Source organism: Flavobacterium tistrianum, from assembly GCF_003254545.1.
Classification (GTDB): domain Bacteria; phylum Bacteroidota; class Bacteroidia; order Flavobacteriales; family Flavobacteriaceae; genus Flavobacterium; species Flavobacterium tistrianum.
This window is the reverse complement of the sequence record NZ_QJRH01000068.1, coordinates 87,557-102,585: the sequence shown is the minus strand read 5'-3', so window position 1 is coordinate 102,585 and position 15,029 is coordinate 87,557. Positions and strand designations below refer to the sequence as shown.

Below are 15,029 nucleotides of genomic sequence, written 5' to 3'. Positions count from 1 at the left end.
ATGCTGAACTAAATTACGTATAAGTACGTAAGTTTTAAACCAAAGAAAATTCAGCAGCTTTGTTAGAAAGCTCCATCAAGTTTTTCACTTTTAATTTTTTCATTAAATTAAATCGATGTACCTCGGCAGTCCTTTTGCTAATCTTTAGATTTTCAGCGATTTCTTTATTCCCTTTTCCAGATAATAAAAGAGTGAGAATTTCTTTTTCTCTTTTTGTAATCATCATTTTATCTCCCAAATTCTGTTTTGATTCTGATGAACCTGATGAATTTGTTATCTGGTTGATTAAAATGCCAGAAACATCCCCACTGAAATATTTTCCGCCGGCAACAACCGTGTGAAGTGCTTTTAAAAATTCATCTTTGCTTGAACCTTTAAGTAAATAGCCATCGGCACCTGCTTTTACAGATTTTAAAACATACTCTTCAGTTTCATACATTGAAAGCATTATGATTTTTAAAGTGCTGTTTTTACTTTTAAGTTTTTCAACCAGTTCGATACCATTTAAATTAGGCATGCGAATGTCTGTTATAAGTAAGTCGGGATTACAGTTTGCAATTACTTCCAGAGCATCAAGACCATCAGTAGCCTCTCCTGCAACCTCTATTCCGATTTCATTTTCCAGTAATGATTTGATTCCATCTCTTACAAAAACATGGTCATCTACCAATACTACACGAATGTTTTTACTCATAACTTACTTAATTTTTATTCTGGCTTTTACGTATTTTCATCTATGAAGAAGACGCTAATATACGTAATTCTTTAAAATAGACTTTAATGCAGAAACTAAAAATTAAAATAACATTAAAAAAAACAGTCTTATTTTAATGCAATAGTTTGACCGCCAATCGTAGAAATGTGTAAGGAGTATGAGGTAGTTTTGTTTTTTTTCTAAAGTCCTAAAGAGGCTTTTATAAGATTAAGATTTTCTTCAGTATAATTGATTTTTAAAGCTTCTTGATGCCCTTTTTCAGACATTTTGTCCCAGGTTTTTTTGATGATGTTTTTAAGTTTTTCTTCATCATGTTTGTGAACGAAAGGTTCTAAGTAATATTCTAAAAACACCAGACATATAACATCTTCCAATAATTGGGTTTCGGCGTCTTTTTTAAGTAGTTTTTTCTCAATTAAAAAAGAAACGCGATCAATAAATGTTTGGTCGTAGCCTGCTTTTGCCAGAATTTCGGCAGTAGTTTTGGAGTGAAATTTTTTAAGTTCTTCTCTCCATTTCAAATAACCCACACGATCCATTGGGTATGATTCGCGAGCGACTTTCCATCGGCAGATATGCTGTGCTTTTGAAGCAATCTGAATCTCTTCGGATGCCTTGGGTTCAAATTCCATCAATTTTTTATACATCCTGTTTGAATACAAGAATTCTTTTGGATATTCTTTGTTTTGATCGATTTCGATATTTGGATCTTGCGCATTTTCGGCATCAATCCATTCGCTTGCTTTTTGAAAAGGTGTAGTCATTTTTGGCTTGATAATAGATTTCAAAGATAAGTAAATTAGTGTGAAAGTTGAAAGGAGGAACCCTAAAGTCAAATGTGAAAAGTGAGAAGCAAGATGTAAGCGTTTCAAAAAAATGTCGTAAATTCATAAGAATTTTTAAGAGTGTTTTATAGAAAAAGAATGTTTTTAAACTAAAATCTCATGAAAAAAATACTTTCAATATTATTATTATCAATTTTTATGATAGGATGTAAAACAGTGGCAAACAAAGATTCTAACGGGACGACTTCAGCAATTTCTACAGAAGAAGATTTAAAATATTATTTTAAAGGAACAGGAAATGAACCGTTTTGGGGAATCAAAATAGGAAATGAAGAAATCGTTTTTACCTCATTAATAGCAGGAAAAGAAAAAATCATTTTTCCTGCCGTTGATGCGATTAGAGCAATGGATACTAATGTGAAAATGTATCGTGCAAGTAATGAAACTTCTGCAGCAACGATTACGATTCAACAATTGGATTGTCAAGATTCTATGTCTGGTGCGATTTCTCCTTATAGTGTAAAGGTTGAAATTAGAAATAATTCAGAATTAGAAACTAAGAAATTAAGCGGATGCGGAAAATATCTTACTGATTATCGACTTCACGACATATGGGTTTTGGAAGAATTGAATGGTTATAAAGTTTTTGCAACAGATTTTCAGAAAGAGTTTCCAAGAATAGAAATTAATTCTGCTGAAAATCGATTTTCGGGTTTTGGAGGTTGCAATTCGATTACGGGGCAAATCTTTTTTGAAAAAGACCTATTGCGCTTCACTAAAGTAGTTTCAACTTTAATGGCTTGTCCGCAAGGAAATAAAGAAGGAGAATTTTTGAAAGCGTTGCAAAGTACTACAACTTATTCCATTGGAAACAATCAATTGACTCTGTCAAATCCTTCTGGGAAACTTTTGGTTTTTAAGAAGGTAGATTAACTTTTATGTCTATTTTACGCATTTTTTTGTCATTTCGACGAAGGAGAAATCTCCACGAGAAGCTCTACAAAGATTGGCTTATAGGAACGGAGCTACTTGCGAAGATTTCTCCTTCGTCGAAATGACAATATTGTGTTGAATTCGTTGTCTTCAACGGATTGAAATCTGTTGATATAAAGTAAATGGTTCCTCTGGAACTTTCTTTAAAGAGCCTTCGGCTCGGTTTATATTGTAGGCAGGGATTTTAGTCCCTGCTAAACGAGAAAAAATGGTAGATTTTATTTTTATTCAAACAATTCCTTAGGTTCTTCATCTTCCAACTCTTCTTCAATAAAATCCAATTCCAAAGCTTTCACACTTTGGACGGCATTTCCAGCAATGCCGCGAATCGAACCGTACATTCCTAAAGTATTGTGAACGACTTTTTCGATTTGCTTTTCGCGTTGCTTCCATATTCTCTGCATTGCTCTTTTTTCAGAATCCAAGTCGTTTTGCATTTGGGTAAAACCTTCCACAATTCCTTCAATCTGCAAACGGAATTCGTTGCTGGTCAAGAAATCATATAACATTGACATTTTATCGCCTTTATTTTCCTGAGCTTCTACGGCTTGACTTATTTGAATAAGTGACTGACGTAAAACGGCACTTAAACCCTTAAATTCTTCATAGGTACAAATCCAGATTCCGTCGCGCATGCCCATTCTATCCATTCCGTTTGGCATGACTTCGGTAACCAAAACTCCAATGTTGGCTCTTTTGGTTCTAATATCGTTTTTGAATTTCTCAATCCACGAAGGCTGAAACGCTTTTGTTCTTTTACTTTCGTAATAAATAGAACCGCAGTTTTGATGTTCTCGTGTATTTACAACTTGAAGACAGTCAGCACCATTGGCACCTTTTTTAACTTCATCAATACTGTCAAGAGGAAAATTGTTGGCCAGCCATTCTTCAATCGCTAATTCCATTACTTCGCCTTGCAATTGCATCGAGCCTTGTTCCTGCTTGCGTTTCATTTCTTCCGTCAGCTTTTTTTGTTCTTCAAGCTGTTTCTGAAGTTCTTTGAATTTCAGTTCGTTTTTATCGTCTTCCTGTTTTCTGATTTTTTCACGTTCCAAAGCCAATTGAGCATTCAATTGTTTTTCGGCTTCGGCTTGAATAGCTTCTTTCATTTCCAGTTTTTCGCGCTGCAATTTGGCGATTTCTCCTTCCATTTTATTTAATTCTCTGATTTTTTCCGATTTTTCAGAGAGTTCTTTTTCCATTAAAAGCAAACGATCTTTGTTTTCTTCTTCGAGTTTTGCTTTTAGTTTTTCGGAGATTTCTTTTTCAGCTGTTTTTTTCTCACGCTCTAAACGTTCTGCAAAAAGTTCGTTTTCCTGTTTCTTTTTGGCTTCAAATTCGGCTTTGGCTTTATCCAATTGTTCGTTTTTAAGCTCTAATTCACGGTTTTGAATATTCGCTTTCTGCTGGAATTCTTTACGAATGCTATCTTCCAATTGATGTTTTAAAACATCATTGACATCGATAGGAGTTCCGCAGTTTGGACACTGAATTGAAGATTGCTCAGCCATTTTATATTGAAATTTTTATTGTAGAATTTGAATTTGCTAAGATATTTAAAAGTTCTGTTTTTGTAGTGTTGATTTCTGTACTAATTTGTAACGATTTTTTGTTATAACGACAATCTATTCTGAATGTGTCTCTCGCAAAGTCGCAGAGGCGTAAAAGTTTTTTTGCCGCAGATTTAAAGGATTAAAAGGATTTTTTGAATTGCCTCCAGCTAAAGCTGAACGTAACTTAATAAATAAAACTTTGCGCCTCTGCGTCTTTGCGAGATTAAAAAAAATAATACTTAGAGAAAACTATTCTTCATCAACAAAAACGCAACAGCAGATTGTGTAATCTCAGAATCATCTTCTTTTGAAATAATAATCGAAACATTTGTAAAAAGATTTACTTTCTTCAATTCAATAAAACCAATTTCAGGATCTTGACTATTCTTTGCAATGTTTGAAGGAACAATCGAAATTCCTAATCCGTTTTTGACCAATTGTACGATGGAGTTGATGTTATTCGCTTCGTGAATAATCTTTGGTGTAAATCCATAAAAAGCACAAAGTTCTAATAAAACTTCATGATAATGTGGAGCGTAATCTTTATTGAAGAATACAAACGTTTCGTCTTTTAGATTTGCGATTTCATTTTCTGATTTTATTTGAATGGATTTTTTATTATAAACTAATGAGAATCCGTCTTTAAACCATAAATGTGATTTTATTTTTGGAGAATGAATGGGTGATCTGATTATTCCCATTTCAATTTTTCCCTGTTCTAAGGCATCAATCTGTTTGGTAGTGGAAACTTCAAATAATTTGAAATTGACGTAGGGAAACTGCGCTTTCAGATGTTTGATTAAATCTGAAATAACTGAAGAATATATAGAACTGATATAAGCGATTCTGAATTCGCCTGAAACATTCTCTGCTATTTTTTTTGTTTTCGCAGAAATCTGTTCCAAATTCTGGAAAAGAGTTTTAACTTCTTTTTCAAAATATTTTCCAGCTTCAGTCAGTTCTACTTTTTTATTGTTTCTGATGAAAAGTTTTGCCTGAAGTTCTTCTTCCAATTCTGCGATTTGTCGGCTTAATGGAGGTTGAGAAATAAATAGTTTTTCTGAGGCTTTGGTAAAGTTCAATTCTTCGGCTACAGCCAAAAAATATTTTAAGTGACGTATTTCCATGATACTTTTAAAGTATTGTTAATTGATAAAAATAGTATTTTTAAAGTATTTATGAAAGAAATAATTTTGGTTTTAGAAGTTATGATTTAAAAGTTAAATGTTATGAGTTAAGCGTGAAAGAAATGGCATGTAACCCTTAACGAATAACTCCTAACTTTTAAAGAAAAAATAATTCTCTCGCAGATGTAGCAGATAGGGTAGATTATTAATTAATTTTAAAAATCATTTTTAATCATACATATTCCGATCTATAATAGCAAAAAGATCCCCTAATCTGCTTGATCTGCGAGAGATAAAAAAAACAAAAGACCATGAAAAAATCAACTATTGCAGAAATCAAGGAACGATTTGACAATGATGTCGAACGATTTTCAAATTTAGAAACAGGACAAGTCGCTACAATCGACGCTACTATTTCTTTAGAATTAATAACTGAAGCTTCAAAACGCATTGTTCCAAACGCTAAAAATGTTTTGGATGTAGGTTGCGGAGCTGGAAATTATACTTTAAAAATGTTGTCAAAAGTGCCAAACTTAAATTGCACTTTGGTCGATTTGAGTTTACCAATGTTAGATCGCGCTTTTGAAAGAGTTTCAAAAGAAACAAAGGGCAAGGTTGAAATTAAGCAAGGTGATATTCGTGAAGTAGATTTAGAAGAAAGCAGTTTTGATATCATCTTGGCTGGAGCGGTTTTGCATCATTTAAGAGACGATCAAGATTGGGAAACTACTTTCACAAAATTATTCAAATTGTTGAAACCTGGCGGTTGTTTGATGATTTCTGATTTGATCACGCAAGACACGAAATTATTGAATGAATATACTTGGCAACGTTACGGCGAATATTTGGAAGGAATAGGAGGGGCAGAGTACCGCCAAAAAGTTTTGGGTTATATCGAAAAAGAAGATTCACCAAGATCTATGAATTATCAATTGGATTTGATGAGAAGAGTAGGTTTTTCTAAAGTAGAAATTTTGCATAAAAATATGTGTTTTGGGGCGTTTGGAGGAATAAAATAAGACGTCAATTAAATATAAAAAAGTATAGATATTTTAATAAAACTGCCTTAAGGGGCAGTTTTTTATTTTCTGGTAGTAAGTTGAAAATTTAATCGGAACTAGTTAATATACAATTGCTTTACAATAAGATAATATCATTTTCTTGTATCTCATTTAAATATTTTTATCAAAAAAAATAGCAATCTGTAAAATAATGAAAAGATAAAATGATACGTCTTTTTATTGATTTATGGGAATTAACTAGTATCACTAACCTAATAACTACCATTTTGAAAAAACACTACTTTTTTGGGGCAGTTTTTCTGCTTCAGTTTTTTGTTTCCTTTGGACAAAATCCGACCCGCTGCGGTACTCAATTATCTCAAAAAGAAGAGGCCGCTTTTGTAAAATCATTATCAAAAATTAAAACCTGGAAAAAAGGAAGTACGGCTAAAATGACTGCTACACCTTATATTATTCCGGTAGTATTTCATATTCTTACTGATGGAACCAATGTTAGTAGTGGCTTAACTAAAGAGAAAATGAAATGCAGGATCGATGATGCTTTGCTCACAGTAAATAAAGATTTTAATGGTTTGTTTCCAGAATATGCCAATACAGATCCGCGTTTTGATGGCGTTAAAAGTAAGATGAATATTCAGTTTGTTTTGGCAACTGTCGATCCAGACGGAAATCCATTGGAAATACCAGGTTTAGACTGGCATCCAGAGGCACATGTAAGTGATGGATATGATCCTAAAATCTACAATTATATTTGGTACGGTAAAAATAGCAGGTATTATCTAGATGTTTTAGTTGTTGATGAGCCTAATACAGGTCAAGGATCTGTGGGGTCTGGACATGCATTTTTGCCAATACAAGATGCTATTCCCCGAGTAACTTACAATCATAGATACATTGGAAGTACATGCGGATCTGATGCCAGTGCTACTTTTGCAAAAGTAATGACGCATGAGTTTGGCCATTATTTTGGATTAAAACATACTTTTCAAGATGATTGCGATCCTATAAATGACGGTATGGCTGACACTCCGCCCACAAAAGTTGGTGAAGGCTGTACTAGAAATGTGCTCAATAGCTGTGGGGTTTATGCCAATGCTGAGAATCACATGGATTACAATACAGATTGTCAAAATATGTTTACTAGAGATCAGACTAATGCGATGACGTATTGGTTAGACGATACTTCTGTGGCGCGATATCCAAGAGGTTTTTTATGGCAGCAAAGTAATCTTAGCTCTGTTGGCGTGATAGAATCTGCACCTGTAGCCAATTTTACTAGTAGTACTACAGCGGTTTGTTCTGGAAAAGCAATTGTTTTTAAAGATCGTTCTTTAGGTTTGCCTACTTCAAGGTTGTGGACTTTTGAAGGCGGAACTCCTTCTACATCTACAGAATCTAATCCGACTGTTGTTTATAATACTTCAGGAGTATTCAAGGTAAAATTGGAGGTTACAAATTCTTTAGGAACAAATGCCAAAGAAACACCTAATTATACTGAAGTAGACCAAAAAGCAGCTGTAAATTTAACGGAGAGTTTTTCAGGAACTTTTCCTCCACGAGGATGGGAAATTTCTAATCCTGATAATGGATTAGAATGGGAAAAACGAAATGGTATTGGACATAACGACAGCTCTTGTATGATTATGAACAATGCAGATAATGCTGTTTTAGGTTCTTTAGATTACATCAGATTGCCATATTTTGATTTTACGGCAGGGCAAAACAGTCAGATGTTTTTTGATGTGGCTTATACAAAATTTGACGATGCGAGTCCGGATGTTCTAAAAGTGCAGGTTTCAACAGATTGCGGACAGACTTGGAATGATGTTTACTCTAAAACGCATACGGTTTTGCAGACTACCGAAGTGCCAACTGCTTTAGCAAATAATTGGGTGCCAACTTCTGATGCCAATTGGAGAAAAGAAGTGGTAGATTTGAGTGCTTATCAAGGAAATGCAAATGTTTCTATTCGATTTGCAAATGTTTCAGGTTATGGAACTAGAATTTGGATTGATAACGTAAATGTAGCCGTAACGCAAGCAACGACTCCAGTTTCTGATTTTACTTCAAATATTAGAGACACAAGATGTACAAATCTTACGGTTCCGTTTCTAGATGTTTCAACAGGAAATCCTACATCTTGGGAATGGTCTTTTCCTGGAGGAACACCAGCAACTTCTACAGACAAAAATCCTGTGGTAACTTATAATTCGCCAGGTTCTTATGCGGTTACACTTTCTACAAAAAATGCAAACGGAGCAGGAACAATTTTAACTAAAAGCAACTTTGTAAAGATAGTTGATCCAGACAGGATTTCTTATACTGAGAATTTTGAAAACTCTTTTCCTCCTGCAGAATGGGAGATTGTGAATCCAGACAATAAATTGACTTGGGAGAAACGAACAGATGCAGGCCATAATTCTTCATCATGCATGGTAATGAATAATGCCGATAATGATAAGGTTGGCGCGATTGATGAAATTATTCTAAAACCAATCGATATGTCTGTTGGAGTAACCGATTTTTCATTTGATGTTGCTTATGCAAAATTTGATGCTGAAAGTCCAGATGTTTTAGAAATTTTGGCTTCTAATGATTGCGGCGCTACTTGGAAAAGTGTTTATTTGAAAACGCATACAGAGTTGGAAACATTTGTAAGCACTGACCCAAATAACTGGATTCCGACAGCAGATTCGCATTGGAGAACAGAAAGAGTATTGCTGACAGAATTTAAAGGTTCTTCGAATGTTTTACTTAAATTTAAAAACACTTCAGGATATGGATCTAGAATATGGATTGACAATGTTAAATTTACTTTTGACAGTAAAGAAAGTCCATTTTCAGAATTTGCCATTGAGAATGATAAAATATGCAGCGATCTGCCAATTGCATTTAAGGACATTTCAACAGGAGAACCAACTTCTTGGTTGTGGTCATTTCCAGGTGGATCTCCGTCTACTTCTACAAGCAAAACGCCAAATGTTATTTATGAAAATCCAGGAACTTATGATGTTACGCTAACGGCTATGAACTCTTATGGAACCGGAACAGTGATGCATAAAACAGGAGTGGTGGTTGTAAAAGGAAAAAACAGTATTCCGTATTTTGAGAATTTTGAATCAAGTTTTCCTATTCAGGACTGGGAAATTATTAACCCTGATAAAGATGCTATAACTTGGGAGAAACGTTCTGATGTTGGAAAAGGAGATTTGTCTTGTCTGGTTATTAATAACGCTGATAATCCTGCGGGTTTAGTTGATGAGCTGATTTTAAAACCATTTGATTTTTCTTCTGCTTCAACTCCGTTTTTATATTTCGATTTAGCATATACCCAATATTTAAATGCCTTTGATCCAACACCTGCTCCTGATAAAATTGAGATATTTGCATCATCAGATTGTGGAGCAACATGGACTTCAGTTTATTCAAAAAATCAATTGCAGTTGCAGACTGTTTCGCCTCCAATTGAAGATGATAAGTCGACTCCATCAACAAATGAAACAAATGACTGGATTCCGACCAAGAATTCTGATTGGAGAGAAGAGAAAATTGATTTAAGCATTGTAAAGAATCAAAAGAATGTGTTGCTTAAAATAAAGAATACTTCTGGGTACGGAACAAGAATTTGGTTTGATAATTTGAAAATAGATAATGGACCAAATTTATCTGCGGCAAAACCTCAGAAGCCAATTAATTTGGATGGCGTTCAATTATATCCAAACCCGTCAAGCGATGTATTTTACTTGACAACACCATCTTCTGGAGATGATTATACTGTTACGGTTCTTAATGTTGCTGGGCAAGTTATTTATAATGAAAGATTCCAAACCAAAAATAATAACAGTAAAACTATTAATTTGGGAGGGCAAGCAAAAGGAGTATATTTTTTAAATTTAACTTCTTCGCCTAAAAAGACTTTTAGTCAGAAAATAATAAAGCAATAACTCCATATTTAAATGAAACAAAAAAGACTGCATTGTAATAGATTGCAGTCTTTTTTTGTTTTCTAAATATATTATTTATTCTATTTCTGAAGTATTTTTTACTTTCGGGGAAGGAAATTTAGATCTAAAATCAAAAACTAATTCTGAAGCTCCATTCTGTTGTAAATAATCTAATTTTTCAACAGCTTCTCCAAGCGTAGGGATGTGACCTTTTGGAATCCACCACATGGCAGTATGTGCTTTTCCGAATTTCTGAAACCATTCTTTTCGACGTCTTAAAAAATCACTGTGAAAAGTTTTGTACATATAATGTTCTAAAGTTTCGATGTTTTCCCAAACAGAAACGTTGATAATTATTTGTTCATCATTGTACGGATTCAGACTTGTAGCATTGTCGGTTTCATCTTTCAAACGCCAGACAAAACCTTCACTTTCTTCAGCTATAGTGTTTATAGCATCTAAGTTATCTACAAATTCTTTCATAATTGGGTCGTTAATATCGACACCTTTCATCTTGGCAATATTAATTTCTGCAAGGTGATAATTGCTCATAAAATATAGGTTTCTGAATTTTAGGCAATTTAGCTTTTTTATAGCCACGAATTCACGAATTATTTTTTTTAATCTATGCGCAAAGATTTTGAAATTAATTCGTGAATTCGTGGCTATTAAACTTATAATATCTGTGCAGTTTTGTACACCTGAATCGGGCTTGAAACCAGATTTTCGGTTTTTTTGATGAATTCTTGCAAGTAGGACTGATTGTTATGCAAGTCTAATCCTGATTGATCTTTCCATTCTTCCCAAAGAATAAAAACATTCTCTGAAGTGTGTAAATCGTAACGAATACATGCAGCTTCTTTTCTAGTTTCGGTTACTAGATGTGTCAGCAGGTTTTGAACTTCAATTAAATGCTCTGGTTTACTTTTTAAAATTGCTGTAATCGAAATCATAATTATAAGTTTTTAAAAGTTTGTTCTAAATGTTTCGTATAATTCTCTTTAAATATAGCAATATTTTCTGTTGTTGCGCCTTTTTCTACATCATGAAAATGGAATCCATTTATTTTTTCCATTCCTGTGAATTTGTTCATTTTATGGAAACCAAACATAACGCCGTCATCAACAGAAGTTTGTTCGAAGAATTCTCCTGGAAGGGTAAAAGCGGTTGCAGGTGCATTCCAGCTAGTAGTAAGCATATATTTACGTCCGTGTAAAAGACCTCCTGTTCCATAATTGATGTCTGGGTTTATACGACTTCTTCCGTCGCTTTTGTAAATTCCGTTGTTGTGCCCTTGTGTGAAAACATCATCGATGTATTTTTTGAAAAGATTCGGAATTTGAAACCACCAAACTGGTGTATGATAAATAATTACATCTGCCCAAACGAATTTTTCTACTTCTTTTTGAAGATCTATTTCATCTTCGATGTGGGTTGTTTTTATTTCGTAATTATTGTTTTTTGAAAGAAATTCAACTGTCCAATCCTGAACGGTTTTATTGAATTGTCCTCCTGAATGAGCAAATTTTTGCCCGCCATTGATTATAAATATCTTTTTCATTTTAATTGTTATTTCTTTTGAAAATGGACGCGTGAGGGATAGGAGCGATATCCTTTTTCTTTTTTCTTTAAAAAGAAAAAGATTTAGCGGATAGCCCGGTTCGCCGCTGTGAAACACGCCCAAATTCTAATTATTTAAATTGTTGAGATTTTTTTAAACACATAGACTATCAAAGTTTGTCATTCCGAGGAACGAGGAATCACACTAGAAACTACGCAAAGTATTTCGCCAATCTTAGACGGCCAACGAGTGTGATTTCTCGTACCTCGGAATGACTAGATTGCGTAGACTATGTGTATTTAAACAAGTGAAACACCTTTGTTGACAAACCAAAACTATCCCCGATAGCTATCGGGGCTATGTATTTAAAAAAGAGAATTATTTTATTTTAGCAATCGCCTGATTGATAAACTCCAATTCTGAAGTTGATAAGTCAAAATCCATTGTTTTGGCATTTGAAATGGCTTGTTCTGCGTTTCTTGCTCCTGCTAGAACAATTGAAATTCCTTTTTGTAAAGTTGTCCAACGTAAAACCAATTGCGAAATTGAAATGTGTTTTGAATGTGCTAATGAACTCAATTCTTCGATTAGGGTTTTTACTTGCTGTAAATCGAATTTCCCGAAATAGCCGTTTCTGTGATCGTTTTCTTTTAATTTGCTGTCTAAGAAATATTTTCCAGTCAATAATCCTCTTTCCATTGGGCTGTACGCAATGATTCCGATATTTTCTGCTACTGTAAACGGAATTAAATCAGCTTCGATTCCGCGGTTTAACATACTGTATGCTACTTGGTTTGAAGCGACTTGAATTGTTTTTTGTGCTTCCTGAATTTGTGCAACGTTGTAATTGCTGACTCCGAATGCTCTGATTTTTCCTTGCTGAATCAAAGTCTCAACAGCTTCCATTGTTTCAGAAATTGGAGTTGTTGAATCTGGCCAGTGAATTTGCAGTAAATCGATATAATCGGTTTGAAGGCGTTTTAAGCTTTCTTCAACTTCTTTAATGACATTTGCTTTTGATGAATATTTGTAAATCGGAACTTGTTTTCCATTATCGTCTGCATCGAAAAAGAAATCACCTTTTCCGTTATTGCTTCCATCCCAAACCAAACCGAATTTTGTAAGTAACTGAACTTTAGAACGATCATAAGGTTTTATAGCTTCGCCGATCATTTCTTCGCTTAAACCAAATCCGTAAAAAGGAGCGGTGTCGATTGTAGTAACACCGTGATCGATTGAAGCTTGAACAGATTCTATTGAATCTTTCTTTTCTGTTCCGCCCCACATGGTTCCGCCAATAGCAAATGCACCGTATGTAATAGCTGATAATTCAAGTTCTGAGTTGCCTAATTTTCTATATTCCATGATTGTGATTTTTTATGTTTAAAATTGATGAGGCAAAATTATACTGTTTTTATGATTCTTACTTGGTATATATTTGTCTTTTTTAGGTATATTTGCATCTTCAAACAAATGGGATTATGAAAAAAGAAAACTTATACGAACCTTTTACGGTTTCTTTTGAGACGCTGAATGAATATCCAGACGTTGGAGATCGTCATAATTTTTTCGAACTGGTTTATATTTTAGAGGGGACAGGGAGACAGTGTATCAATAAGAATATTTTTGAATATGATCCTGGACATTTGTTCTTATTAACACCTGAGGACTGTCATAATTTTACAATTGAAACTAAAACGAAATTTTTCTTTTTGAGGTTTAATGATATTTATTTAAAAAACTCAAGTCTGCAGAATGAAAATATTCAGCGATTAGAATATATTCTTCAAAACGCGAATCATCAGCCGGGTTGTATTCTTAAAAATGATCCTGATAAATGTTTGGTGAAAGTAATGATTGAAGCGATTTGCCGTGAACATCAGGATAAAGATGTTTATAATCAGGAATTAATTCAGCAATTGGTAAATACATTGATTATTATTGTGGCGAGAAATATTGCGAAATATCTTCCAGAACAAGTAACCATAAATACTGAAGCTAAAGCAATGGATATTCTGCAATACATTCAGAATAATATTTACTATCCTGAAAAAATCAAAGCGGAATCAATCAGCGATTATTTCGGAATTTCGAACACGTATTTAGGCCGTTATTTTAAGAAGCATGCCAGCGAAACGATGCAGCAGTATATCAGTAATTATAAAACAAAACTGATTGAACATCGTTTGCAATTTAGCGAGAAGCGTATTAATGAAATTGCGTACGAATTTGGCTTTACGGATGAAAGCCATTTCAATAAGTTCTTTAGAAAACAAAAAGGGTATAGTCCGTCTGAGTTTAGAAAGACGATTCGATTGAGTGCTTAATTTTTTTATTCGCCACGAATTCACGAATTTACTCTAACTTTTTGGCTGTTTTCATTTCACATATAACACTAAAAATTAAAAATGAATCTGTTAATCTGCGAGAGAAAAAAAAGAAAAAAAATCCGTAAAAATCAGCGTTTTCGCAAAGCGAATCCGTTTTATCCGTGTACTTTAACTCAAAGTCCTAATTAGATAATTTTCTTGATTACACGTAGTTTATGAGTGTGTTTGTTTAATTCAGGATTGTAAATTCCGGTGTGGTCCAAACGGTCAATGCGAACTTTTCCACTTGCGTGAATGATGTAGTTATTTTCCATTATGATGCCTACGTGAGTAATGTTTCCTTCGTCATTATCAAAGAAAGCTAAATCGCCTGGTTCGCACTCTTCAATAAAACTTAACGGATTTCCTTCAAGCGCTTGTTGCGATGCATCACGATGAATTTTATAGCCGTTTAATTTATAAACCATTTGAGTAAATCCAGAACAGTCAATTCCAAATGGTGTTTTTCCGCCCCATAAGTATGGAGCATTCAAATACATAAAAGCGGTTTTGATTAAGGCGCTTTTAGGTTTGATGCCGCTGGTTTTTGTTCCTTCAAAATCAAAGTTTGAAGTATTGATTTCACTGTTGTTTAAAAAAGATAAGGAAGCTCCAAGCGGAATAGGAAGCAACAGATTATTTGGTGCAGTGATATAATCAATTAAATCTGCATTTAAAATAATCGATTCTTTACTCAAAAGATCAAATTGCTCTTTGGTAATTTCCTGATATTGTTTTGAATCGACCCAGCCTTCATAATCATCATATTGAATTCTGATTCGCGCCCATTGATTATGACGTTCTAAAATCTCGATATGCTCGCCAAATAAGAGCTGTGTAACAATTTCACTTCTGTCGCTGGCTTCAGCGCGAACAGGTACTATGGCTAGATTGCAAATTCCAAACATCTAAGGAAATTTATAAAGTTGAAAATCAGGAGTCATATTGTAACTCCTGATT

Annotated in this window: 13 protein-coding genes; 4 read left to right on the top strand and 9 right to left on the bottom strand. The window is 33.9% G+C overall.

What is annotated here, in order from left to right:
• Positions 1-34: 34 nt before the first annotated feature.
• Positions 35-694 (bottom strand): response regulator, encoded by a 660-nt coding sequence (locus DMB71_RS11005; protein WP_111366064.1) that lies wholly within the window; start codon positions 692-694, stop codon positions 35-37.
• Positions 695-894: 200 nt separating this feature from the next.
• Positions 895-1,479: a DUF4202 domain-containing protein gene (locus DMB71_RS11000; protein WP_111366062.1), complete on the bottom strand. Its 585-nt coding sequence runs from the start codon at positions 1,477-1,479 to the stop codon at positions 895-897.
• A gap of 180 nt (positions 1,480-1,659) precedes the next feature.
• On the opposite strand from DMB71_RS11000, the gene DMB71_RS10995 reads away from it, so the two are divergent.
• On the top strand, positions 1,660-2,433 hold the full coding sequence (locus DMB71_RS10995) for an META domain-containing protein (protein WP_111366061.1): 774 nt from the start codon (positions 1,660-1,662) through the stop codon (positions 2,431-2,433).
• Between the two features lie 284 nt (positions 2,434-2,717).
• Here DMB71_RS10995 and DMB71_RS10990 read toward each other — a convergent pair whose 3' ends face one another.
• Positions 2,718-4,004 carry a DUF2130 domain-containing protein gene (locus tag DMB71_RS10990; RefSeq protein WP_111366059.1) on the bottom strand — a complete coding sequence of 429 codons (1,287 nt, stop codon included), beginning with the start codon at positions 4,002-4,004 and terminating at the stop codon, positions 2,718-2,720.
• A gap of 281 nt (positions 4,005-4,285) precedes the next feature.
• Positions 4,286-5,173 carry a LysR family transcriptional regulator gene (locus DMB71_RS10985; protein ID WP_111366057.1) on the bottom strand — a complete coding sequence of 296 codons (888 nt, stop codon included), beginning with the start codon at positions 5,171-5,173 and terminating at the stop codon, positions 4,286-4,288.
• Positions 5,174-5,484: 311 nt separating this feature from the next.
• Here DMB71_RS10985 and DMB71_RS10980 point away from each other — a divergent pair, with 311 nt between their 5' ends.
• Positions 5,485-6,192 (top strand): class I SAM-dependent methyltransferase, encoded by a 708-nt coding sequence (locus tag DMB71_RS10980; RefSeq protein ID WP_111366056.1) that lies wholly within the window; start codon positions 5,485-5,487, stop codon positions 6,190-6,192.
• Positions 6,193-6,461: 269 nt separating this feature from the next.
• Positions 6,462-10,139: a PKD domain-containing protein gene (locus DMB71_RS10975; RefSeq protein WP_162614813.1), complete on the top strand. Its 3,678-nt coding sequence runs from the start codon at positions 6,462-6,464 to the stop codon at positions 10,137-10,139.
• Between the two features lie 75 nt (positions 10,140-10,214).
• On the opposite strand, the gene DMB71_RS10970 is transcribed toward DMB71_RS10975, so the two are convergent.
• From DMB71_RS10970 to DMB71_RS10955, 4 genes are all read right to left on the bottom strand, one after another.
• Positions 10,215-10,691, bottom strand: coding sequence for a DUF3291 domain-containing protein (locus DMB71_RS10970; RefSeq protein ID WP_111366053.1), 477 nt, complete (start codon positions 10,689-10,691; stop codon positions 10,215-10,217).
• Between the two features lie 122 nt (positions 10,692-10,813).
• On the bottom strand, positions 10,814-11,092 hold the full coding sequence (locus DMB71_RS10965; RefSeq protein WP_111366051.1) for a putative quinol monooxygenase: 279 nt from the start codon (positions 11,090-11,092) through the stop codon (positions 10,814-10,816).
• A gap of 2 nt (positions 11,093-11,094) precedes the next feature.
• The gene (locus tag DMB71_RS10960) at positions 11,095-11,700 is read right to left on the bottom strand and encodes an NAD(P)H-dependent oxidoreductase (protein WP_111366049.1); all 606 of its coding nucleotides are present in this window, start codon (positions 11,698-11,700) and stop codon (positions 11,095-11,097) included.
• 378 nt (positions 11,701-12,078) lie between these two features.
• Positions 12,079-13,065: an aldo/keto reductase gene (locus tag DMB71_RS10955; RefSeq protein WP_111366048.1), complete on the bottom strand. Its 987-nt coding sequence runs from the start codon at positions 13,063-13,065 to the stop codon at positions 12,079-12,081.
• A 116-nt stretch (positions 13,066-13,181) separates the two neighbouring features.
• Here DMB71_RS10955 and DMB71_RS10950 point away from each other — a divergent pair, with 116 nt between their 5' ends.
• Positions 13,182-14,027: an AraC family transcriptional regulator gene (locus tag DMB71_RS10950; RefSeq protein WP_111285332.1), complete on the top strand. Its 846-nt coding sequence runs from the start codon at positions 13,182-13,184 to the stop codon at positions 14,025-14,027.
• 188 nt (positions 14,028-14,215) lie between these two features.
• On the opposite strand, the gene DMB71_RS10945 is transcribed toward DMB71_RS10950, so the two are convergent.
• Positions 14,216-14,977 (bottom strand): C40 family peptidase, encoded by a 762-nt coding sequence (locus DMB71_RS10945; protein ID WP_111366046.1) that lies wholly within the window; start codon positions 14,975-14,977, stop codon positions 14,216-14,218.
• Between the last annotated feature and the right edge of the window lie 52 nt (positions 14,978-15,029).